Genomic DNA, 23327 nt, shown 5'->3' with positions numbered 1-23327 from the left:
GTCCACCCTGGGTGCGCCACCGGCGGTGCGACAAGAGGCCGAGCGGGGCACCGCCGGCGGGTCGGAGGCCCCTACCGGAACGATCAGTGCGGGTTCAGGCTGGAGCGCATGATCCAGTTCATCGTCCTCGTCGCGGGGGCCGCCCTGATCGTCGCCGCCCCGATCATGATCTTCCAGGGCGTGGTCGGCCGCCGGACGGTCATGCGGGAGCTGACGCAGCAGCACATCACCTTCCCCGCCGGAGCCGGGCTGCCCGCCGCGCTCTCCCGTTACGCGGGCAGAACGGTCCGCACCGGCACCGAGGCGCGGGCGTACTCGGATCTGATCGCCGGGCACGTCGCCGCGGCGACCGGCGGGCGCACCTATGCGGAGATCGCCGACGAGTGGCAGGCGGGCGCCCGCACCGACGAGCGGCTGCGCGGGCTCCGCGAGACGGCGTTCATGGGCCAGAGCCTGCGGGGCACGCTGCTGGGCGCCTACCAGGCCTGGCAGATCACGGTGCTGGTCATGGGCCTGGGCGCGCTGTGCGCGGCGACCGGTGTCGCGTTCGTGGCGCTGGCCCTGCGCTGACGGACCGGGTCAGTCGCCGTCGGCGAACAGCGGGGTGCTGAGGTAGCGCTCGCCGGTGTCGGGCAGGACCACCACCACGCAGCCGCCGGCGTGCTCGGGCCGGCCGGCCACCGTCGCGGCGGCGTGCAGGGCGGCCCCACCGGAGACGCCGGCCAGGATGCCCTCGCGGCGGGCCAGCCGGCGGGCGGCGAGGCGGGCCTGGGTGACATCCACGCGCAGCACCTCGTCGTACACGGTGGGATCGAGCACCTCGGGCACGAATCCCGCGCCGATCCCCTGGATGCCGTGCGGCCCGGCGGCGCCGCCGGAGAGCACCGGTGATTCGGCCGGCTCGACCGCGACGACCCGCAGGTGCGGGTTCTTCTCCTTGAGGATCTGACCCACACCGGTGATGGTGCCGCCGGTGCCCACGCCGGCGACCAGCACGTCGAGGTCACCGCCGGTGTCGTCCCAGATCTCCTGGGCCGTGCTGCGGCGGTGGATCTCGGGATTGGCCGGGTTGTCGAACTGCCGCGGCAGGAAGGCGCGCTGCTCGTCGGCGAGCTCCCAGGCGCGGCGGACCGCTCCGGTCATGCCCTCGGCGGCGGGGGTCAGCACCAGCCGGGCGCCGTACGCGGCGAGCAGCGCCCGCCGCTCGACGCTCATGGTCTCCGGCATGGTCAACGTGAGGTGGTAGCCGCGGGCGGCCGCGACCATGGCCAGCCCGATGCCGGTGTTGCCGCTGGTCGCCTCCACGATGGACGATCCCGGGTGGAGTTCCCCGCTCGCCTCGGCCGCCTCGACCATGGCGAGGGCGATGCGGTCCTTGACGCTGCCGCCGGGGTTGGCCGACTCCAGCTTGGCCAGCAGCCGGGCGGTCAGGCCCGGCGCGAAGCGGGTCAGCCGCACCATCGGGGTCCTGCCGACCAGCTCGGTCACGTCCTGGTAGATCATGTTCGCTCCTTGAGAGGGCCGGACTTGAGAGGGCCGGACTTGAGAGGGCCGGACTTGAGAGGGCCGGCTTTGAGAGGGCCGGCTTTGAGAGGGCTGGGTGCCCGATGGGAAGGGCCGGGCGGGGGAACGTCGATCGTCGCGGCGGCGGCGCGCAGCCGGCTGCCGGCGGGAACGTCGGTCACGACCAGGCAGTGCGCGCCCACCCGGGCGTCGTCGCCGATGTGCACCGGGCCGAGGACGGTGGCGCCGACGCCGAGCACGACCCGGTCACCGACGGTGGGGTGCCGCCGGCCGGTCCCGCCGTCGGCCCACCAGCCGCGGGCGCCGAGGGTGACCCGGTGATACATCGTGACGTCGTCGCCGATGCGCGCGGTCTGCCCGATGACCACCCCGGCGCCGTGGTCGATGAACAGCCGCCGGCCGATGGTGGCCCCGGGATGGATCTCGATGCCGGTGAGCAGCCGCGTCGCCTGGGAGAGGGCCCGGGGCAGCACGGGTATGCCGTACCGGTGCAGCCGGTGGGCGAGCCGGTGCAGCCACACCGCCCAGATCCCGGGATAGAGGAGCACCTCGAGGACGGCGACGCCGGACAGGGCAGGATCGCGGCGGCAGGCCGCGCGGAGGTCTTCGAACACGTCGCATCCTCGGCGAGAGCGCCACAGAGGGCGCGGATGAGCGGGTCGGCTGCGGCAGCGCGGCACCCGGGGTGCGACGCCGTCAGGGCAGACGACACCACTCGTCGAACACGCGGCGGACGTGCCGGCCGGTCATCGGCACAGCGAACCGGCGACCCGCCAGCAGGCGGTCGGTGCTCGGTTCACTCATGGCACCGACCGTACGGCCGCACAATCGCCGTTCTCAGGGTCCAAGGTCCCGACCCGTCCGGCGGACGGCACCGCACGGGTCCTTCGCCTCTGTCGCACCGCCCGGCGTCTGCGCACGATCCGCACAGCCCGCCGCGCTGAGGACCGCGCCGGGCGGCATCGCGAGGCAGGAGGACGAACGCATGGTGGAAGCGGCATCGGCGGTGGTGGAGGGCTCGTACCCCACGGTCATCCAGGGTGGCATGGGTGTCGGGGTCTCCGACTGGCGGCTGGCCCGGGCCGTGGCCCGGACGGGGCAGCTCGGCGTGGTGTCCGGGGTCGCCCTCGACGCCCTGCTCGCCCGGCGCCTGCAACAGGGCGACGAGGGCGGGCAGGTCCGCGACGCGCTGGCGCACTTCCCGGTCCCCGCGGTGGCGCGGGCGGTGCTGGACCGCTACTTCGTCGCGGGCGCGGTGCCCGGCGGCCAGCCGATGCGGCCGGTGCCCCGGCTCGGGCTGCGGCCCCGCCTGCACGGACAGCAGCTGGCCGTCGTGGCCAACTTCGTCGAGGTGTTCCTGGCCAAGCGCGGCCACGACGGGCCGGTAGGGGTGAACTACCTGGAGAAGATCCAGACGGCCACGCCCGCCGCGGTGTACGGCGCGATGCTCGCCGGTGTCGACTATGTCCTGATGGGTGCGGGCCTGCCCACGCAGATCCCGGGCCTGCTGGACGCGCTGGCCGGCCACCGTCCCGGGCGCCTCTCCGTGGACGTGCACGGCGCCCGGCCCGGCGAGGACCACCACCTCACCTTCGACCCGCAGGAGGTGCTCGGCGAGGTCACCGGCCGGCTGCGGCGGCCCCGGCTGCTGGCCATCGTCTCCTCCGCCACCCTCGCGCTCTACCTGGCTCGCGACGAGGCCACCCGCCCGGACGGCTTCATCCTGGAGGCCGCGGTGGCCGGCGGGCACAGCGCCCGGCCCCGCGGGCGGCTGACCCTCGACGACGAGGGCGAGCCGGTGTACGGGCCCCGCGATCGTCTCGACCTGCCGAAGGTCGCGGCGCTCGGCCTGCCCTTCTGGCTGGCCGGCGGGCAGGCCGCACCGGAACGGCTGGCCGCCGCCCGGGCCGCGGGCGCGACCGGCATCCAGGTCGGCACGGCGTTCGCGCTGTGCCGGGAGTCCGGGCTCGCCGACACCTTGAAGCAGCAGCTGCTCTCCGGGGCCGCCGACGAGACGCTGGTCGTGCACAACGACGTCCGGGCCTCCCCGACCGGCTTCCCGTTCAAGCTGGTCGCCCTGCCGGGGACGGCGGCAGACGAGCAGGTCTACGCCGATCGTCCCCGGCTGTGCGACCTCGGCTACCTGCGCACCCCGTACCGCCGGGACAACGGCGCGGTCGGCTACCGCTGCCCGGCCGAGCCGGTCGCCGAGTACGTGCGCAAGGGCGGCGCGGTCGAGGACACGGTGGGCGCCCGCTGCCTGTGCAACGGCCTGGTCGCGACGGTGGGCCTCGGCCAGCGCCGACCCGACGGCTACGTCGAGCCGCCGCTGGTGACCCTCGGACAGGACCTCACCTTCCTGGCCCACCTCACCGGGGACGGCCACGACTACGGCGCCGCCGACGTCGTCGGCTATCTGCTCGGCGCACCGGCCCGTCCGGCCCGCGGTGTCGGGACTTTGGTCCCGTGAAGGACGGGTCGCGGTGCTCCTGATCTTCCGGATGTGCTCAGCGAGGCTGGTGGGGCTCGCATCCGCGGGTGCCGACGGTTCGCGCCGTCGCCGGTTGTCGCAGAAGGAGTGGCCGCGTGTCACCAGCCCCCGAGACGGATGCCGTACCCGGCACCGCGCCGCTGCTCGCGGCCCGCCGCTTCCTGACCCGGGAGACCGTCGGCGACCACGGGCGCACCCTGCACCAGGTGGACGACAGCGACTGGGACGGGTTCTACCGGGACCGCTGGCGCTACGACAAGGTGGTCCGCTCCACCCACGGCGTCAACTGCACCGGGTCCTGTTCGTGGAACGTCTTCGTCAAGGACGGCCTGATCACCTGGGAGCACCAGGCCACCGACTATCCGACGACCGGGCCGGACTCGCCGGACTACGAGCCGCGGGGCTGCCCGCGCGGCGCCTCGTTCTCCTGGTACGAGTACTCGCCGTCGCGGGTGCGGCACCCGTACGTGCGCGGGGTGCTGGTCGAGATGTACCGCGAGGCGCGGCAGCGCCTGGGCGACCCGGTGCTGGCGTGGGCCGAGATCGTCGAGACGCCGCTGAAGGCGGCCGCCTACAAGTCCCAGCGCGGCCGCGGCGGGTTCGTGCGGGCGGGCTGGGACGAGGCGATCGAGATGATGGCCGCGGCGCACGTCTACACCACCAAGACGTACGGCCCGGACCGCGTGGTCGGCTTCTCGCCCATCCCGGCGATGTCGATGGCCTCGTTCGCCGCGGGCACCCGCTACCACGCGCTGCTCGGCGGCACCCTGCTCAGCTTCTACGACTGGTACGCCGACCTGCCGATCGCGTCACCGCAGATCTGGGGCGACCAGACCGACGTGCCCGAGGCCGGCGACTGGTGGAACGCCACGTACCTGATGATGTGGGGTTCCAACATCCCGGTGACCCGGACCCCGGACGCGCACTTCCTGGCGGAGGCCCGTTACAAGGGCACCAAGGTGGTGGCGGTCAGCCCGGACTACGCCGACAACGTCAAGTTCGCCGACGACTGGCTGGCGCCGCATCCGGGCACCGACGGCGCGCTGGCGATGGCGATGGGCCACGTGGTGCTCACCGAGTTCTTCCGGGACCGGCAGGTGCCGTACTTCACCGACTACGTGCGCCGCTTCACCGACCTGCCGTTCCTGGTGACCGTCGAGGACGGCAAGGCCGGGCGGTTCCTGACCGCCGCCGACCTCGGCGAGGACGGCGGCGAGCACAGGACCGTGCTGATCGACGAGCGGACCGGCGAGCCGGTGGTGCCCAACGGCTCGCTCGGCTTCCGGTACGGCGAGCCGGGCCGCTGGAACCTCGACCTCGGCGACGTGGTGCCCGCCCTGGGCATCAACTCGGACGAGACCGCGGAGGTGGACCTGGCCCGGTTCGACGTCGGCGACACCGAGGGCGGCTCCACCGTGCGCCGCGGCGTCCGCGTCCGGCGGCTCGGCGCGCACCTGGTGACCACCGTGTTCGACCTGCTGATGGCCCAGTACGGGGTGCGCCGCGGCGACCTGCCCGGCGAGTGGCCGACCGGCTACGACGACGCCGACTCCCCGAACACCCCGGCCTGGCAGGAGAAGATCACCGGCGTCCCGGCCACCCTGGCCGCCCGCATCGGCCGCGAGTTCGCCCGCAACGCCGAGCGCAGCAGGGGCCGGTCGATGATCGTCCTGGGGGCCGGCGCCAACCAGTGGTTCCACTCCGACATGACCTACCGCGCTTTCATCTCGCTGGTCACGCTCACCGGCTGCCAGGGTGTCAACGGCGGCGGCTGGGCGCACTACGTCGGCCAGGAGAAGGCCCGCCCGCTCACCGGCCAGCAGCACATGTCGTTCGCGTTCGACTGGCAGCGGCCGATGCGGCACCAGGCCAGCACCCCGTTCTGGTACCTGCACACCGACCAGTGGCGCTACGAGCGGGTCCAGGCCGACGAGCTGTCGTCGCCGCTGGGCACCGGCCGGTTCGCCGGGATGGCGTTCGCCGACACCGTCGCCGCCGCGCAGCGGATGGGCTGGACCCCGGGCCACCCGTTCTTCAACCGCAACCCGCTCGACCTGTGCGACGAGGCCGCGGCGGCCGGCGTGCCGGTCGCCGAGCACGTCGTCGCCGGGCTGCGGGACGGGACGCTCATGGCCGTCGCTGACGACCCGGACGACCCGGCGAACTTCCCGCGCTGCCTGACCCTGTGGCGGTGCAACCTGCTCGGCTCGTCCGGCAAGGGCAACGAGTACTTCATGCGGCACCTGCTCGGCGTGGACTCGTCGGCCACCGCCGCCGAGTGCGAGCCCGGGCAGCGGCCCCGCGACGTGGCGTGGCGCGATGAAGCGCCGGCCGGCAAGCTCGACCTGCTCACCACGATCGACTTCAGAATGACGAACACCGGCCTGCACTCCGACGTGGTGCTGCCCGCGGCCACCTGGTACGAGAAGACCGACATCTCCACCACCGACATGCACCCGTTCGTGCACGCGTTCAGCCCGGCCGTGGAGCCGCCCGGCGACGCGCACACCGACTACGACGCCTTCCTCGCGCTGGCCGACAAGGTCAGCGAGCTCGCCGTGGACCACCTCGGGGTACGCCGCGACGTGCTGGCCGTGCCGTTGCAGCACGACACCCCGGACGAGCTGGCCACGCCGGGCGGCCGGGTGCGGGACTGGAAGTTCGGCGAGTGCGAGCCGGTGCCGGGGCGGACCATGCCGAAGCTGGTCGAGATCGAACGGGACTACACGCTGATCGGCCGCAAGATGCGCACGGTCGGCCCGCTGCTGGACACGCTGGGCACCACCACCAAGGCGATCACCGTGGACGTCACCCCCGAGATCGAATACCTGCGCCACCAGAACGGTGTCATCGACGGCAGGCCGTCGCTGGCGACGGCCGACCGCATGTGCGAGGCCATCCTGACGTTCTCCGGCACCACCAACGGCCGGATCGCCGCGGCCGGCTTCGCCGAGCTGGAGAAGCGGACCGGGCAGCCGTTCGCGGATCTGGTCGCCGGGCACGAGCACGACCGGATCACGTACGCGGACACCCAGGACGCGCCGCAGCCGGTGTTCACCAGCCCGGAGTGGTCGGGCTCGGAGAAGGGCGGGCGCCGCTACTCGCCGTTCACGCTCAACGTGGAACGGCTCAAGCCGTGGCACACCGTCACCGGCCGGCAGCACTTCTTCGTCGAGCACGACTGGGTGAGCGAGCTGGGCGAACAGCTACCCGCCTTCCGGCCGCCGCTGAACATGGCCCGGCACTTCGGCAGACCCGGCGACGCGGTCGACGGCGGGGTGACCGTACGGTTCCTGACCCCGCACGCGAAGTGGTCGATCCACTCGATGTACCACGACAACGAGCTGATGCTGGCGCTGTCCCGGGGCGGCCCGGTGATCTGGATGAGCCGCCAGGACGCCGCCAAGATCGGCGTACGGGACAACGACTGGATCGAGGCCCACAACCGCAACGGCGTCATCGTCGCCCGCGCCGTGGTCAGCCACCGGATGCCCGAGGGCACCGTCTTCCAGTACCACTCGCCCGAACGCACGGTGAACGTGCCCAAGGCCGAGAAGTCCGGCCGCCGCGGCGGCTACCACAACTCGATGACCCGCCTGCTGATCAAGCCGACCCACCTGGCCGGCGGGCACGCCCAGCTCACCTACGCCTTCAACTACTACGGCCCGATCGGCAGCCAGCGCGACGAGATCACCGTGATCCGCCGCCGCACCCAGGAAGTGGAGTACTGATGCGCATCCGCGCGCAGGTCGCCATGGTGATGAACCTCGACAAGTGCATCGGCTGCCACACGTGCTCGGTGACGTGCAAGCAGACGTGGACCAACCGTGAGGGCACCGAGTACGTGTGGTTCAACAACGTCGAGACCAAGCCGGGCATCGGCTACCCGAAGCACTACGAGGACCAGGACCGCTGGAAGGGCGGCTGGAAGCTGGACGCCAAGGGCCGGCTCACGCTGCGCTCCGGCGGCCGGGCCAAGCGGCTCAGCCGGATCTTCGCCAACCCGGACCTGCCGAGTCTCGACGACTACTACGAGCCCGCCACGTTCGACAAGGACATCCTGGTCAACGCGCCCGGCGGGCTCACCGACACCCCGGTCAAGCGGCCGCACTCGGCGCTGACCGGCGAGCCGATGGCGGTCACCTGGGGCGCCAACTGGGAGGACTCGCTGGGCGGGGCGCACGAACGCGCCGACGGCGACCCGAACCTGGCGAAGATGCCGGCCGAGGCCGCCGCGAAGGTCAAGTTCGAGTTCGAGAAGACCTTCATGTTCCACCTGCCGCGCATCTGCGAGCACTGCCTCAACCCCGCCTGCGTCTCGGCCTGCCCGTCCGGGGCGATGTACAAGCGGGCCGAGGACGGCATCGTGCTGGTCGACCAGGACCGCTGCCGGGGCTGGCGGATGTGCGTGTCGGCGTGCCCGTACAAGAAGGTCTACGTCAACCACGCCACCGGCAAGGCCGAGAAGTGCACCTTCTGCTTCCCGCGCATCGAGGCCGGGCAGCCGACCATCTGCTCGGAGACCTGCGTGGGCCGCCTGCGCTACCTGGGCATCGTGCTGTACGACGAGGACGCCGTGCTCGCCGCCGCGTCGGTCGAGGACGAGCACGCGCTGCTGGACGCCCAGCGTGCCGTCTTCCTCGACCCGCAGGACCCGGCGGTGCAGCACGCCGCCCGCGCGGCCGGCATGCCCGAGGAGTGGATCGACGCGGCCCGGCGCTCGCCGATCTGGAAGCTGATCGCCGAGTACCGGATCGCGCTGCCGCTGCACCCGGAGTACCGCACCCTGCCGATGGTCTGGTACGTGCCGCCGCTGTCGCCGGTGCTGGACGCCGTCGGCCTGGCCGGCCGCGACGACACCGACGCCGACGACGTCTTCCACACGATCCGCGACCTGCGCATCCCGGTGGAGTACCTGGCCGAGCTGTTCACCGCCGGCGACGCCGACGCGGCCGCCGGGGTGCTGATGAAGCTGGCCGCGATGCGCTCGTACATGCGGGTCCGCACCCTGGACGGCACCGTGGCCCAGGAGCTGCTGGAGGGCATCGGCATGACCGCCGAGCAGGTGGAGGCGATGTACCGGCTGCTCGCGATCGCCAAGTACGACGAGCGGTACGTCATCCCGGCCGCGCACGCCAAGGACGCCGCCGCCCTGGAGGCCCAGGCCGCCGGGCACGACGACTGCTCGCTGGACTGCGAGGGCGGCCCCGGCATGACCGAGGAGTTCCACCTCACCGAGGGCGCCGGCGCGCGCCAGGGCCTGTTCCGGCGCACCGACGGCCGGCGCGGGCTCACCCTCAACCCGCTGCGCGGCCGCTGATGAGCACCGCGCCGCCCGCCGACCGGGCCCGGATCTTCCAGCTCGCCTCGCTGCTGCTCACCTATCCCGACGCGGAACTGCTGGACGCGGGGGAGCAGCTGGGCGCGGCCGCCGCCGGCGTCGCGCACCCGGCGGCACGCGGGCAGCTCACCGAGTTCCTGGACCGGCTGCTGGCCGCCGCGCCGATCGCCGCCCAGCGCGACTACGTGCGCACCTTCGACCTGCGCCGCAAGTCCGGCCTCTACCTCACCTACTACCTGCACGGCGACACCCGCAAGCGCGGCATGGCGCTGCTCGTGCTCAAGCAGCGGTACCGGGCGCACGGCCTGCGGCTCGCGGACGGGGAACTGCCCGACCTGCTGCCGGTGGTCCTGGAGTTCGCCGCCACGGCCGGCCCCGGCGCCGGCGAGGCGCCCCTGCGCCAGCACCGGCAGGGCCTCGAGCTGCTGCGCGCCGCGCTGGCCGAGGCGGGCTCGCCGTACCGGCTGCTGCTCGACGCGGTCTGCACGGTGCTGCCGGACCTGACCGACGCCGACCGCGCCACCATCGCGGCGCTCGCCGCCGACGGACCGCCGGTGGAGACCGTCGGCCTGGACAGCATCGGCGCCGGGCCGGACCTGCACGGCGCCCACCTCGCCCCGTACCCCGTCTGCTCCGCCGCGGAGGCCTCACGATGACCACCCTGCTCTGGGTCGCCCTGCCCTACGCCTGCCTCGCCGTCTTCGCCGCGGGCCACGTCTGGCGCTGGCGGCACGACCAGTTCGGCTGGACCACCCACACCAGCCAGCTGCTGGAGAGCCGGCTGCTGCGGCTCGGCTCGCCGCTGTTCCACCTCGGCGCCTTCGGCGTGATCGGCGGGCACGCCCTCGGGCTGCTGGTGCCCGCCGCGCTGACCGAGCGGGTGGGCGTCTCCGAACACGCCTACCACGTGGTGTCGCTCTCGGCCGGCACGGTCACCGGCGTCATGCTGGTGGCCGGCCTCGCGCTGCTGATCGCCCGCCGCTTCGTCAACGCCCGCGTCCGCCGGGTCACCACGACCATGGACAAGGTGCTCTACGCGTTCCTGGCCGCCATGGTCGTGCTGGGCATGGCCGCCACGGTCGGCCGCAACATGCTCGGCGGCGGGTACGACTACCGGGAGACGATCGCCGTCTGGTTCCGCGGCATCTTCTGGCTCCAGCCGCACACCGAGCTGATGACCGGCGCCCCGCTGGTCTACCAGCTGCACGCGATCGGCGGGTTCCTGTTCCTGGCGCTGTGGCCGTTCACCCGGCTGGTGCACGTGTGGTCCGCGCCGCTGGCGTACCTGTGGCGGCCGTACGTGATCTACCGCACCCGCCGCCGCGCGGTGGCGGCACCCGGCCCGGCGCCCGCGGCGGTCCGCGACGCCGGTCGCCGCCGTGCGGGGTCGCCCGGGCGATAGAACCCCTGCTCACACCGCACGCGGGGCGGGCCGCGCGGTCCCGCGAAACCGGGACCAAGGTCCCTACTGGCGGCGGATCCACCGGGCGACCCTGGTCGGGAGCCTGCGAAGCGGCGGGACCGGACCTCGAACGGTGGAGACGACATGAGCACAACCCAGGACCGGGCGGCCACGCCCGGCGGCAGGACCCGCTCGGGACCCGGCGTGATGCTCGCCCTGGCGACGATCGGCTTCGCCGTGAACTTCTGGGCCTGGGCGCTGCTCAGCCCGCTCGCCACCAAGTTCACCACCGTGCTGCACCTGAGCTCGTTCCAGCAGTCGCTGCTGGTGGCCGTGCCGGTCGTGGTGGGCTCGCTCGGGCGCATCCCGATCGGCGCGCTGACCGACCGGTTCGGCGGGCGCGTCATGTTCCCGCTGGTGTCGCTGGCCACCGTCGTCCCGGTGCTCTACCTGGGCCTGCTCGGCCACAGCTCGCTGCCGGCCCTGCTGATCGGCGGCTTCTTCCTCGGCATCGGCGGCACCGCGTTCGCCGTCGGCGTGCCGTTCGTCAGCGCCTGGTTCCCGCCGGAGCGGCGCGGCTTCGCGGTCGGGATCTTCGGCATGGGCATGGGCGGCACCGCGATCAGCGCCCTGACCACGGTCAAGCTGGTCGACGCGAACAGCATGCGGACCCCGTTCCTGATCACCGCGGCCGTGCTGGCGCTCTACGCGGGCGTCGCCTGGCTGGTGCTGCGCGACGCGCCGGACCGGGTGGTGCCGGCCACGCCGCTGCCCGCCCGGCTCGGCGCCGCCGCGCGGCTGCGCATCACCTGGCAGGCCGCCGCCCTCTACGCGGTCGCCTTCGGCGGCTACGTCGCCTTCTCGGTGTACCTGCCCGCCTACCTGAAGAACGCGTACGGGCTGACCCAGGCGGACGCCGCGAACCGGATGGCCGGCTTCGTGCTGCTGGCCGTGCTCATGCGCCCGGTCGGCGGCTGGCTCTCCGACCGGGTCGCGCCGGTCCGGGTGCTCGCCGCCGCCCTCGGCGTGGTCGTCGCCGGCGCCCTCGTGCAGTCCCTGACCCCGGGGCTCGCCCCGGTCGGCACGGTCGCGTTCCTCGCCATGGCCGCCGCCCTCGGCGCCGGCAGCGGGGCCACGTTCGCCCTGGTCGCCCAGCAGGCCCCGGCGCACCAGGTGGGCTCGGTCACCGGCGTGGTCGGCGCGGCCGGCGGCCTCGGCGGCTTCGTCCCGCCGCTGGTCATGGGCGCCGTGTACGGCAGTTACCACTCGTACGCGATCGGCCTGGTCCTGCTCGCGGTGGTGGCGCTCGCCGCCCTGGTGCTGGACGTGCTCACCGTCGGCCGCCGCCGCGAACCCGTCACCGCCTGAGCGCGGCCGGGGGGGGGGGGCGGGCCCCCCCGGGGCGGGCGGGGCCCCCCCGCGGCCCCGGCCCCCCCCCCCCCCCCCCCCCCCCCCCCCCCCCCCCCCCCCCCCGCGGGGGGGGGGGGGGGGGCCCGCCCCCCCCCCCCCGGGCGCCCCCCCCCCCCCCCGGCGGTGCCCGGTCAGCCCGCGCTGACCAGCTCCGGCAGCTGCTCCTCCGGCTCCCGTTCCCCGGTACGGGAGCCGCCCGCGTGCCGCCCGCGTCCCCGCAGCAGCCGCGGCGCCCACCAGTTCGCCGGGCCCAGCAGCGTCATCAGCGACGGCAGCACGACCGCCCGGATCACCGTCGCGTCCAGCAGGATCGCCGCGGCCAGGCCCACGCCGAGCTGCTTCATGTCGATCGTGGACAGCGTCGCGAAGATCGAGAAGACCGCGACCATCACGATGGCGGCGCTGGTCACCACGCCCGCCGAGCCGGTGATGCCCTCGGCGACCGCCTCGCGGTTCGGCACCCCGCGCAGCACCGCCTCGCGGATCCGGCTCACCACGAAGACGTGGTAGTCCATCGAGAGCCCGAACAGCACCACGAACAGGAACAGCGGCAGCCAGGTGACGATCGCGCCCATCGAGGTGAAGCCCAGCAGCCCCTCGGCCCAGGTCCGCTGGAAGACCAGCACCAGCAGCCCGTACGCGGCGCCGGCGGAGAGCAGGTTGAGCACGATCGAGGTCAGCGCCACCACCACCGAGCGGAACGTCCACGCCATCACCAGGAACGTCAGCAGCAGCACGAAGCCGACGACCACGGGCAGCTTCTTCCACACGTGCGCGGCGTAGTCCTCGCTCTCGGCGACACCGCCGCCGACCGCGTACGACGCGCCGGCGAGCCCGCCCAGCGCGGCCGGCACCAGGTCCTCGCGCAGCCGGTGCAGCGACTGCACGGCCTCGTCGCTGCGGGTGGTGAACGGCGTGGCGATCGACAGCACCGTCACCCGGGAGTCGGGGGAGACCTTGATGTCCGGGCCGGTCTGCTCCGGCGCGGCGAACAACCGGTCGCCCTGGGTGCTCGCGGCCAGCCGGGTCAGCGCGGCCTTGACCGCGGGCGCCTGGTCGGCGGCGGACCGTACGGCCACGATGTGGGTGGTGCCGTTGCTCGGGTACGCCGCGGCCAGCCGGTCGTACGCCTGCATCGCCGGGGTGGTGCGCGGCAGGTCCTCCGTACCGGGGAACTTCAGCTGCATGCCCAGCGCGGGCGCCGCCAGCGCGACCAGCAGGCCGGCGCTGACCAGCAGGGTCGGCAGCGGCCGGCGCAGCGCCGGGCGCAGCACAGCCGACCAGAAGCGGCTCGGCCGCGCGACGCCGTCCGGGCCGGTGCGGCGGGCGGTGAGGCGCCACAGCAGCGGCACCCGCGGCCGGTCGACCCAGCGGCCGAGCTTGGCCAGCAGCGCGGGCAGCACGGTCAGCGAGCCGATCACCGCGACCGCGACGACCAGGATGGAGCCCACGGCCAGCGACGAGAAGATGGCGTCCTGGGCCAGGAACAGCCCGGACATGGCGATCACGACCGCGGTGCCGGAGACCACCACCGCGTGCCCGGAGGTCTCCGCGGCGATCTCCACCGCGTCGACGTGGCCCCGGCCCTTGGCGCGTTCCTCCCGCTCCCGGCGGACGTAGAACAGCGAGTAGTCGATGCCCACGGCCATGCCGATGAGCAGGATGACACTCGAGGTGGACTCGTTGGACGGCACCAGATGCGAGGCCAGGGTGGACAAGCCGATCGCGGCGGCCACCGAGGAGAGCGCCAGCAGCACCGGGATGCCGGCGGCGATCAGCGCGCCGAACGCGACGATCAGGATGGCCAGCGTCACCGGCAGGCTGAGGATCTCGGCCCGCTTGAAGTCGGCGCCGAGCGTGTCGTCCAGGGCCTTGTTGATCGACGGCCCGCCGACCTGCTCGACGCGTACCCCGGGATGTTGCTGTTGGACCTCGGCGGTCGCCGCCCGCAGCGGCTCCACCCGGTCGGCGGCGGTCTCGGGATCGCCGCTCATGGTGATCGGCAGCAGCAGCGCCGACCCGTCGGTGGCGGTGATCGGCTTGCCGACCTCGGCGACCCCTGGCACGCCGCGCAGCTGCGTGGTCGCGGCGGTGGCCGCGGCGCCGGCGGCGGCCCGGTCCAGCGGCCCGGAGCGGGAAGTGATCAGCACGTTGTCGACGGCCGGCTCGTCGGCGAACTTCCCCTGCTCGACGATGACGCCGGCCCGCCCGGACTCGCCCACCGCCTGATCCTCCGCCGTGGCCTCCTGCAGCCCGGCCGCGTTGCCCCCGACGAAGCAGACGGCGACGAACACCACCCACAGCGCCACCGCCCGCCAGGGATGCTCGGCACTCCACCGGGCCACCCGCACCGTCACCGGTCGTCTTGTCATCGCTGCTGTCCCCCTGCTCAGATTCCTGTGTCGAAGCTGAACCTAGGCAGGGCGGGGCCTGGGAACATCCGGGTCCGACCCGCGCCGGACGCGGACCCGGGGCGGGGCGCGGCCCGGGGTGGCACGCGCAGCGGGAAACCGGCGAATCGGTAGTTCCGGGCGCGACCCGGGGCCGGGGCCCGCCCCGGCGGAGCAATCGGCGGGTGATGACCCCGAGTCGGTCTCAGGGTTTGCCCCGGCCCCCGAGCGCTGCGCGCCCGAGCCGGCCGCGGCGGCGAGGTGTCGGGTATCCGTCGCCGGGGATGATCAGTCCCCGAGCGGGACCACGTCGTCAGGTTGGTGGAGCCGGCGCGTCAGGGGTGGCCCAGGCCCGCGCGCACACCTCGATCCAGGCCGCCAGGTCCGGCAGGTCGTCGAAGGTCAGCAGCGAGAACGGCGGGCACCCGGCCAGCGGCGTGACCCGGTCGAAGCCGTGGTCCGGCGCGAACAGCAGCAGCCGGCCGTCCTCGCGGTGCGCCAGCGTCAGGTTCCCGTTGGCCTCCACCGCGGCGGCGTAGTAGTCCGCGGGATCGATGGGCACCCGCAGGTTCTCGTCCTCCCAGATCCACGAGTAGGCGGCGAGCATCTCCCCGAAATTCTCCCGCGTCGCGGCGGCCGTGAGCACCTCGTTCTGGTTCATCCACCAGCCGCCGGGATCCCGGAACCGTTCCACGACGCCGCCGCACACCGTCCAGAAGCGACGGTGCAGTTCCGGCACCCGGTCGCCGCCGTCGCCGGGCGGGCGGCAGAGCCAGCCGCGCCGCGCGTCGGCGGGACCCCAGGCCAGCAGCTCGTAGTCCGCGCCGCCGACCGACAGGGGGGTGCGGGTGGCGGCGGCGAGCAACGTGGACAGCTCGGGCAGGCCGTCGACCGGTCCGCGGTCCCAGGGCTGCGGCTCGCCCACGGACACCCGGTCGCCGGGCTGGACGAACCAGGAGACCTCGGACAGGAACCGCGCCCAGTCGCTCATGGCACCCGATGGTGCCAGAGCAGGCAGCCCCGGCGGGCGGGCGGGGCGTTGTTACCACCGCGCCTGATCGCGCTGCGGGTGGGCGTCGGGCTCGTCCTGGCGTGCTGTCGGTGCCGCCGGAACGCCTGGCGGCGGTGTCGCGGCGGCACCTGGAACGCACCGGCCGGTCCCGCCGGGACGGGTGAGCGGGCGTACAGCGAACCCACAGACCGCTCACCGGTCGCTGACAAGCTGCCGGGCAACAGTGAGTGTCATCAACGCTTACTGATGTGAGGCGAGTTGCCATGACCGACCTGCTGACGCGGCCCCCGTCCACCGACACCGGCAGCACGCCGCCGGCGCTGCCGCCGTTGCCGCCGCACGTGATCAGCCACCGGGGTGGGGGAGCGCGGCGCTGGCCGCGGCGGGTCGCCGGCGGTGCCGCCGTGCTCGCGCTCATCGCCGCCGGGGGTACGGCCGGCGGGTTCGTCGCCGAGCAGTACGCCGACCGAGCCCCGGCCACCGCCGTCACCACGGCCACCACCGCGACCGCCGTTGCCGTGACCGACAGCAACAGTCTCGCCCCGGTCGCCGCGAAGGTGGCGCCGAGCATCGTCACCGTGCTGATCGACAGCGCCAACTCCTCGGCGCTGGGTTCCGGCGTGGTGCTCGGTGCCGACGGGCTGATCCTGACCAACAACCACGTCATCTCGTCCGGGGGCACGGTCAGCGTGCGGCTCTCCGACGGCCGCACCGTGCCGGCCCGGGTGGTCGCCGCCGACAGCACCCACGACCTCGCACTGGTGCAGGCGACCGGGGTGTCGGGGCTGACCCCGGCGACCTTCGGCACCGACGACAGCGTCGCGGTCGGCGACACCGTGCTGGCCTTCGGCGCGCCGCTGGGGCTGGAGGGCACGGTGACCTCCGGCATCGTCTCCGCGCTGGACCGCGAGGTCGGCACCGGCAGCGAGCAGCTGACCGGCCTGCTGCAGACCGACGCGGCGATCAACGAGGGCAACTCCGGCGGCGCGCTGGTCGACACCTCCGGCAACGTCATCGGCATCAACGTCGCGATCGCCACGGCCAGCGACCAGAGCACCGGCAACGTCGGCGTCGGCTTCGCCATCCCGGCCGGCACGGTCACCACGGTGGTCCAGCAGCTCCAGGCCCGGGCCGCGGCTTGACCCGGAGCCGGCGGCCGGTCTCAGGAGCGCAGCCGGGCGGCGATGGAAACCGCCGGTTGTTGAGGGCGGCCAGGTAGGCGCGGCAGCGGGTCTCCAGCTCGGCAGGCGTCACGGCGCCCGCTGGAGGACGCGCGCCGTCCGGTGGCGGCGGAACCCCGCCGCCACCGGACGCGCTCAGCCGGCCAGGTGACCGTACCGGTCCTCCAGGTCGAGCCAGGTGCCCTGCGCCACCACCCGGCCGCCGACCAGCACGACCACCCGGTCGGCGCGGGCCAGCGCGGCCCGTTTGGAGGTCGAGCCGACCACCGTGACGCCGTGCTCGCGCAGCGCCCGCCACAGCTCCAGCTCCGTCGTGACGTCCAGTGCGGACGACACGTCGTCGGCGATCAGCAGCTCGGTGCGCGGCGCCAGCGCCCGGGCCAGCGCCAGCCGTTGCAGCTGGCCGCCGGAGAGCCGGGTGCCCTTGTGGCCGATCAGCAGCTGCAGCCCGCCGCCCGCGGCCTTCAGGTCGTGGTCGAGCTGGGCCGTGGACACCGCGTCGGCGGCGTCCACCTCGTGGCCGAGCTGGATGTTGTCCGCGACCGTGCCGGACAGCACCCGGGGCAGCTGGGCCACGTAGCCGACCTGGTTGGGCCGCAGGAACACCTCCGGCTCGTCCACCGGCCGGCCGTTCCAGGCCAGCGTCCCGGTGTGGTGCACGATCCCGGCCAGCGCCCGCAGCAGCGACGACTTGCCCGAGCCGACCGGGCCGACGACCAGCACCAGCTCGCCGCGCTCGACCACCAGGTCGACGTCCTGGGCGCCGACCGTGCCGTTCTCGTGCACCGCGCTGAAGCCGGACAGCTCCAGCGTGCGCAGCGGGTTGCGGGGCGCCACCGGCGGCGCGTCCGCGGTGCCCGCCGCGATGTCCACGCCCGGCACCGCCGACGAGTACGCCGACACCCCGGCCATCGCGACCGTGCGCCGCGTCCACACCCGCGCCGACGGGAAGTGCGACACCAGCGAGGCCGTGGTCCAGGCGAACCATCGGGCCGCGCCCAGCGTGGCCACCGCGATCAGCGTCGCCGCCGCCGACAGGTCGCCGGCCAGGTACATCGCCCAGGCCGCGATCGGCAGCAGCCCGCTGACGATCGACGGGGTGGACCGGGCCCACACCTGGATGGCGATCTCCCGGCGCTGCCGGTCGCTGCGGGCCGCGTCCAGCCCCGCCAGGTGCTCCAGCACCGGCCGGGTGGCGCCGGCCAGCTTGACCGTACGGGCCGCCGACAGCGACGACACCAGCGCGGTCGCGAACGCCGCCCGGGCCGCGACCGTGTGCCGCGCCGCGCGTTCCAGCCGCGGGCCGAACAGCGTCGCGGCCAGCCCGGAGATCACCATCGTGCCGGTGAAGAACGCGGCCGGCACCAGCGACCGCGAGGCCGCCGTCATCGCCACGATCATCACCAGGCTGATGGTGGTGTCGATCAGGTTGTCGGCGAGCATGACGACCCGTTCGGTGTCGCCGCCGTGCGCCACCACCTCCGCCGGGGTGTACTTGCTGACCCGGCGCGGGCCGATCTGGCCGTGCACCAGCCGCATGCTGATCCGCAGCATCTGCCGGACCCACCACTCGGGGAACCAGGCGCCGGTGTAGTACAGCGCCGGGATCGCCACGATGAGCCCCGCGGTGATGCCGATCGCCGGCCACATCGGGTCGCCGATCCCGTCGACCACCTGCGACCACAGCAGCGGCAGGATCGCCCCGTCCAGGCCGAGCAGCACCAGGACCACGAAGAAGGCGATCGCGGCGAGGCCGTACCGGGCGTCGTTGGTGGCCAGCCGGGCGATCTCCCGCATGGTGTGCGCGGGCGGCGCCGGCGGCAGCGGCGGCGGGTCGGCCATCGGCAGCGGGTTGCCCAGCTCGGTGCGGACCGGTTCCTCCGGCTCGCGTTCCAGCAGGGCGACCCCGCCGGCCGGGCGGGCCGGCGCCGCGACGCTGGAGCTGGCGAGCAGCTCGGCGAAGCGCCGCGACTCCCGCAGCGGGCCGGCCTCCAGCACCTCGCCGTCGGCCAGCACGACCACCTCGTCGCAGCGGCGCACCGAGGAGAGCCGGTGCGCGACGATGACGCCGATCCGGCCCTTCAGCAGCCGGTCGGTGGCGCGCTGCACCCAGGCCTCGGTGACCGGGTCCATCCGCGCGGTGGCCTCGTCGAGGATCACCACGTGCGGGTCGCGGACCAGGATCCGGGCGAACGCGACCAGCTGCTCCTGCCCCGCCGAGAGCACGTAGCCGCCCTCGCCGAGCCGGGTGTCGACGCCGTCCGGCAGGCCGTCGGCCCAGCTGCTCAGGCCCAGCTCCGCCAGCGCGTCGGCGGCCTGCGGCAGCAGCTCGGGGTCGAACAGCGCGATGTTCTCGGCCAGCGTGCCGGCCAGGATCTCGGTGCGCTGCGGGACGATCGCGGTCCACCGGCGCAGGCCCTCGACGTCCAGGTCGACCAGGTCGGTGCCGCCCAGGAAGACCGTGCCGCGCGGCACGTCCACGGCCCGGGTGAGCACCTTGGCCAGCGTCGACTTGCCCGAGCCGGTGCGCCCGATCAGCGCGTACGAACGCCCGCGTGCGAACGACAGGTTGATGTCGCGCAGCGCCGGCGGGCGCCCGGAGTCGGCCGTGCCGTACCGGAAGGTCAGGCCGCGGACCAGCAGGTCGCCGTCGACCGGGGGCAGCCCCTCGGTCGGCTCCTGGGGCAGCGCGCGCAGCGACTGCACCCGGCTCCAGGCGCCGAGCGCGTTCTGCAGCTCCGGCACCATCCGGGTGACGTGCTCCAGGGTGCCGCCGAAGCCGAGCGCCAGCAGCCACACGGCGGTCAGCCGCGCGCCGTCGATGTGCCCGGCGGTCAGCGCCCAGGCGCCGACGATGACGAGCGCCGCGATCAGCACCCGGGTGATGGCGCCGGCGCCCAGGGTCACCCGCGACGAGGTGGTCCAGACCCTGCGGCCGCGGACCAGCACCTCGCGGGCGCGCTGGGCGTAGAGCCGGCGCACGTACGGCGCGGCCAGGCTGGTGCGCACGTCGTCCTGGCCGTGGATCGACTCCTCCATCACCGCGGCCAGATCGGACCAGGCCTCCTCCTCGCGCACCCGCAACGGCGAGATCCGCTGGATCGGCTTGGTCAGCACGCCCACCAGCAGGAACGAGACGAGCAGCATCCCGACACCGGCCGGCCACCAGGCGAAGAACGCGGTGACGATGGAGAGCACCGCCACGGCCAGCGACTGGGCCAGCCGCACGCCGCTGCCGCGCAGCTCGGAGCCGACCTGGTAGACGTCGCTGTCGATCCGGTCGAGCAGCTCACCGACCGGGGTGTTCTCCAGCGCGGGCAGCTGCTGGCCGAACGCGACCCGGCACAGCCCGCGGCGCACCGAGGCGGCCCAGTCGGCGGTCAGCCCGGCGACCACCAGCCCGACGATGACGTCGCTGAGCACGGACGCCACCAGCGCGGCGGCGAGCAACACGAACAACGACACGGAACGGTCGACCAGCACCGCGCCGGCGAGACCGAGAGCGCCGGCCTGGCCGGCGGCGCCGAGCACGATGAGGACGGCCACGAGGCCCGTGCGCCGGGGCGAAGTAGCCCATAAGTCACGAAGCAGGCGCATCGATAGTCCTCAGGGATAGGGAAAGGCGGTGACCCCATCCTGCGGTGCGAGGCACCGGCGGCTCAACGCAATTACGCGCCGGCACGCAGGGTGAGCAGGGTGATCTCGCTGGGGGCGAAGATGCGGAACGGCGGCCCCCAGAAGCCCGTGCCCCGCGACGTGTACAGCTGGGTGCGGTCGCCGTGCCGGCTCAGGCCCTGGAGCACGGGCTGGTCCAGGCGCACCAGGTAGTGGAACGGCCACATCTGGCCGCCGTGGGTGTGCCCGGAGATCTGCAGGTCCACGCCGTGCGCGACCGCGCCGGTCACCTGCTGCGGCTGGTGGGCCAGCAGCAGCACCGGCAGCTCCGGGTCGGCGCCGGCCAGGGCCGCCCCGTGGTCCATGTGGTGGCCCGGCACGCCCGAGCCCTCCGCCGTACGGTCGTCGACGCCGGCCACCACCAGGCTGCTGCCGTCGCGGGTGACCACCAGGTGGCGGTTGTGCAGGGCCTCCCAGCCCAGCGCCGCCATGTGCTCGACCCAGCGCTGGGCCCCGCTGAAGTACTCGTGGTTGCCGGTCACGTAGACCCGGCCGAGCCGGGCCCGGACGTCGCCGAGCGGGGCCGCCTGCTCGCGGCGCTGGGCCACCTCGCCGTCCGCGATGTCGCCGGTGTGCGCGACCAGGTCGGGCTCCAGCCTGTTGACCACCTCGACCACGCCCCGGGACCAGCGCGCCCGGTTGATCGGGCCGTAGTGGGTGTCGGTCAGCAGCACGACCTTGAGGCCGTCGAGTCCCGCGCCCAGCCGGGGGATGGACACGTCCACGCGGCGGACCCGGGAGACGCGCATCGCTTCGGCGTACCCCCAGAGGAGCAGGACGATCGCGATCACCGTCACCACCGCGGTCACGGTCCGCGAGCGGAGCGGGTCGGCGACGCCCGCGAGGGCGAGCGCACCGCGCAGCACACCGCCGAGCACCGACCAGACGAACAGCACCCAGACCACGCCGAGCATGGTGTCCGCGATGCGGGCGGCGGCGTCGCTGTGGTGCCGGCTGTGGCCGCGGAACATCAGGAACGGGAAGGACGCCGCCGCGCCGGCGAACAGCACGGTGCCGGCGGCGAAGACGGCGCCCGGCCACCGGTTGCCCGACCAGACCAGCGTCCACCAGGGCACCCCGAACAGCAGCAGCAGGATGGTGGTGATCATCGAACCGAAGCGCAGCGCGCGGCCGGGCCGGCGGCGCGGCTCGGCTTCGACGGTTTCTCCTACGGACACACGCCGAAGTCTGCCACGGCCGGCTCAGCGCGGCGGTGCGGCGCCGATGCTCTCGATCAGCGCGGTCGGCACCAGCAGGTCGGCCCGGTCGCGGGTGGCCGCGATCAGCGCGGCGTTGCGCTCGTCGGTGCCGGTGGCCCAGCCGACGGCGGCGGGCTCCGGCTTGCCGAAGCGGATGTGCCGGTCGATCAGCCGGCGCAGCCGGGACTGCTGGTCCAGGTCGGCGTACCAGACCTCGTCGAGCAGCGGCCGGACCCGCTCCCAGCCGCCGGTGGACAGCAGCAGGTAGTTGCCCTCCGAGACGATCAGGCGGGCCGCCCGGGGCACCCCGATGGCGCCGGCGATCGGCTGCTCGATGACCCGCTCGAAGCCGGGCGCGTAGATCATCTCGTCGGTGTCCTCGCGCAGCCGGCGCAGCAGCGCCGCGTAGCCCAGCGCGTCGAAGGTGTCCGGCGCGCCCTTGCGGTCGCGGTTACCGAGCCGTTCGAGCTCCACGTCGGCCAGGTGGAAGCCGTCCATCGGCACGTGCGCGACCCAGCCCGGCGGGCCGTGCCGCTCAAGGGCCGCGACCAGTTCCTCGGCGAGCGTGGTCTTGCCCGCCCCGGGCGCGCCGGCGATCCCCAGGATGGCCCGGCCGCCGGCCGGGACCAGCGCCCGGGCCCGGTCGGCCAGCGCTGCGAAGGTGAGGGTCATGACCGGTACGGTACGGCCCCCGCCCCGCCTACAGCCCGAGCCGCAGCGCCGTGACACCCGCCGGGGACAGCGGCCGCGCGGTGGCCCGGACCAGGTCGCCGTGGATCACGCCGGGCAGCTGGGTGCCGAGCGCGCACAGCGCCGGATAGTGGTCCAGCACGTCCCGGTGGCTGAGCGCGCCGACCCCGATGAGCAGCCCGTTGACCGCCGACGGCGTCCGGGACAGCTCCGCGCACAGCTCCATCCGCCAGACCGGGTCGTCGACGTTCGCCGCGAACTCCCGGGCGATCCGGTTGCTGGCCGAGTAGGTCTCGTCCGGCGCGGCGTGGCGACCGGACGGGGCCAGCACCGGCGCCATCCGCACCACCACGCCCAGGTGCAGCGCCAGCTCCGGCAGGGTGAGCACCTCGAGCCCGAAGGAGCAGGTGTCGCAGAGCCGCTGGAAGGTCTCGGCGTGCACCACCACGGCGGCACGCGGGCAGTCGGCCGCCGGGCTGCACACCGTATCCATGATGATCTCGGTGAGCCGGCCGGCCTCGTCGAAGCGGCCGATGCCGAAGTAGGCCAGCGGTGACTCCCGGTACCGGATCAGGGCGGCGTGCTCGCTGCCGTAGCCGTCGGGGTCGATCCCGATGCGGGGTACGCCGTGCTGTGCTCGGAGTTGGATGAGCCGGAACATCCTGTTCACTCCCCGGGGTCGTGAGGACGGTGCATCCGGGGGTACGCAACAGGATGTCCGGCGGTTCACTCCTTACGCTGGGTATAAGAAAAGTGCCGGCGGGCGCGGTGCCCGGTCAGCCGGAAGCAGTCGAATGTCACTGCGTGCAAGGCGTACGTCGCCGCGGTGAGAGCCACCAGCATGCCCGCCAGCACGGCCAGCAACGGGCCGTCGAGCACCCGCCAGGCGGTGGGGAGCGCGGCACCGCCGAGCACGAGCCCGGCCTCCAGGGTGGCCTCGGCGAGTCGCCGCGCACGGTCCGGTTTCATGGTGACCACCCTGGCCGCCCGGGCGCCGGCCCCGCTTCCCTCC

17 protein-coding genes are annotated in these 23327 nt (G+C 74.0%); 8 read left to right on the top strand and 9 right to left on the bottom strand.

Annotation, left to right across the window (positions count from 1 at the left end; genetic code table 11):
- Nucleotides 1-108: 108 nt before the first annotated feature.
- A complete protein-coding gene (locus tag ACIBQZ_RS16310) occupies nucleotides 109-570 on the top strand; it encodes a hypothetical protein (RefSeq protein ID WP_396089427.1) in 462 nt (153 codons plus the stop codon).
- 9 nt (nucleotides 571-579) lie between these two features.
- Here ACIBQZ_RS16310 and cysK read toward each other — a convergent pair whose 3' ends face one another.
- Together cysK and epsC are read right to left on the bottom strand one after the other, a co-directional pair.
- Complete coding sequence (cysK, locus tag ACIBQZ_RS16305) at nucleotides 580-1503, bottom strand: cysteine synthase A (RefSeq protein WP_396089426.1); 924 nt, start codon at nucleotides 1501-1503, stop codon at nucleotides 580-582.
- A complete protein-coding gene (epsC, locus tag ACIBQZ_RS16300) occupies nucleotides 1500-2138 on the bottom strand; it encodes a serine O-acetyltransferase EpsC (RefSeq protein WP_396089425.1) in 639 nt (212 codons plus the stop codon). Before epsC ends, cysK begins: the two co-directional genes overlap by 4 nt.
- 371 nt (nucleotides 2139-2509) lie before the next feature.
- Here epsC and ACIBQZ_RS16295 point away from each other — a divergent pair, with 371 nt between their 5' ends.
- The 6 genes from ACIBQZ_RS16295 to ACIBQZ_RS16270 all read left to right on the top strand — a co-directional run bounded on the left by ACIBQZ_RS16295 (nucleotide 2510) and on the right by ACIBQZ_RS16270 (nucleotide 12126).
- The gene (locus tag ACIBQZ_RS16295) at nucleotides 2510-3994 is read left to right on the top strand and encodes a nitronate monooxygenase (protein ID WP_396089424.1); all 1485 of its coding nucleotides are present in this window, start codon (nucleotides 2510-2512) and stop codon (nucleotides 3992-3994) included.
- Between the two features lie 161 nt (nucleotides 3995-4155).
- Nucleotides 4156-7746 carry a nitrate reductase subunit alpha gene (locus ACIBQZ_RS16290; protein WP_396089501.1) on the top strand — a complete coding sequence of 1197 codons (3591 nt, stop codon included), beginning with the start codon at nucleotides 4156-4158 and terminating at the stop codon, nucleotides 7744-7746.
- Nucleotides 7746-9335, top strand: coding sequence for a nitrate reductase subunit beta (narH, locus tag ACIBQZ_RS16285; RefSeq protein ID WP_396089423.1), 1590 nt, complete (start codon nucleotides 7746-7748; stop codon nucleotides 9333-9335). The genes ACIBQZ_RS16290 and narH overlap by 1 nt, the downstream gene beginning before the upstream one ends.
- A complete protein-coding gene (gene narJ, locus ACIBQZ_RS16280) occupies nucleotides 9335-10012 on the top strand; it encodes a nitrate reductase molybdenum cofactor assembly chaperone (RefSeq protein ID WP_396089422.1) in 678 nt (225 codons plus the stop codon). The genes narH and narJ overlap by 1 nt, the downstream gene beginning before the upstream one ends.
- Nucleotides 10009-10758, top strand: coding sequence for a respiratory nitrate reductase subunit gamma (narI, locus tag ACIBQZ_RS16275; RefSeq protein ID WP_396089420.1), 750 nt, complete (start codon nucleotides 10009-10011; stop codon nucleotides 10756-10758). Before narJ ends, narI begins: the two co-directional genes overlap by 4 nt.
- 207 nt (nucleotides 10759-10965) lie before the next feature.
- Nucleotides 10966-12126 carry an MFS transporter gene (locus tag ACIBQZ_RS16270; RefSeq protein ID WP_396089500.1) on the top strand — a complete coding sequence of 387 codons (1161 nt, stop codon included), beginning with the start codon at nucleotides 10966-10968 and terminating at the stop codon, nucleotides 12124-12126.
- Between the two features lie 173 nt (nucleotides 12127-12299).
- On the opposite strand, the gene ACIBQZ_RS16265 is transcribed toward ACIBQZ_RS16270, so the two are convergent.
- Together ACIBQZ_RS16265 and ACIBQZ_RS16260 are read right to left on the bottom strand one after the other, a co-directional pair.
- On the bottom strand, nucleotides 12300-14540 hold the full coding sequence (locus ACIBQZ_RS16265) for an MMPL family transporter (protein ID WP_396089419.1): 2241 nt from the start codon (nucleotides 14538-14540) through the stop codon (nucleotides 12300-12302).
- A gap of 331 nt (nucleotides 14541-14871) precedes the next feature.
- Nucleotides 14872-15549, bottom strand: a complete 678-nt coding sequence (locus tag ACIBQZ_RS16260) for a hypothetical protein (RefSeq protein ID WP_396089418.1) — start codon at nucleotides 15547-15549, stop codon at nucleotides 14872-14874.
- 284 nt (nucleotides 15550-15833) lie between these two features.
- Between ACIBQZ_RS16260 and ACIBQZ_RS16255 the strand changes: the two genes are divergently transcribed.
- On the top strand, nucleotides 15834-16712 hold the full coding sequence (locus ACIBQZ_RS16255) for a S1C family serine protease (protein WP_396089417.1): 879 nt from the start codon (nucleotides 15834-15836) through the stop codon (nucleotides 16710-16712).
- A 174-nt stretch (nucleotides 16713-16886) separates the two neighbouring features.
- On the opposite strand, the gene ACIBQZ_RS16250 is transcribed toward ACIBQZ_RS16255, so the two are convergent.
- From ACIBQZ_RS16250 to ACIBQZ_RS16230, 5 genes are all read right to left on the bottom strand, one after another.
- A complete protein-coding gene (locus ACIBQZ_RS16250; RefSeq protein WP_396089416.1) occupies nucleotides 16887-20348 on the bottom strand; it encodes an ATP-binding cassette domain-containing protein in 3462 nt (1153 codons plus the stop codon).
- 71 nt (nucleotides 20349-20419) lie between these two features.
- Complete coding sequence (locus tag ACIBQZ_RS16245; protein ID WP_396089415.1) at nucleotides 20420-21604, bottom strand: metallophosphoesterase; 1185 nt, start codon at nucleotides 21602-21604, stop codon at nucleotides 20420-20422.
- A gap of 24 nt (nucleotides 21605-21628) precedes the next feature.
- Nucleotides 21629-22297 (bottom strand): nucleoside/nucleotide kinase family protein, encoded by a 669-nt coding sequence (locus ACIBQZ_RS16240; RefSeq protein WP_396089414.1) that lies wholly within the window; start codon nucleotides 22295-22297, stop codon nucleotides 21629-21631.
- Between the two features lie 28 nt (nucleotides 22298-22325).
- Nucleotides 22326-22976: a hypothetical protein gene (locus ACIBQZ_RS16235; protein WP_396089413.1), complete on the bottom strand. Its 651-nt coding sequence runs from the start codon at nucleotides 22974-22976 to the stop codon at nucleotides 22326-22328.
- A gap of 65 nt (nucleotides 22977-23041) precedes the next feature.
- A complete protein-coding gene (locus ACIBQZ_RS16230; RefSeq protein ID WP_396089412.1) occupies nucleotides 23042-23284 on the bottom strand; it encodes a hypothetical protein in 243 nt (80 codons plus the stop codon).
- Nucleotides 23285-23327 lie beyond the last annotated feature (43 nt).

This window comes from Actinoplanes sp. NPDC049599, from assembly GCF_044465625.1.
Classification (GTDB): domain Bacteria; phylum Actinomycetota; class Actinomycetes; order Mycobacteriales; family Micromonosporaceae; genus Actinoplanes.
Note: the sequence above shows the minus strand (reverse complement) of the source record. Positions and strands in the feature narration are given on the sequence as shown.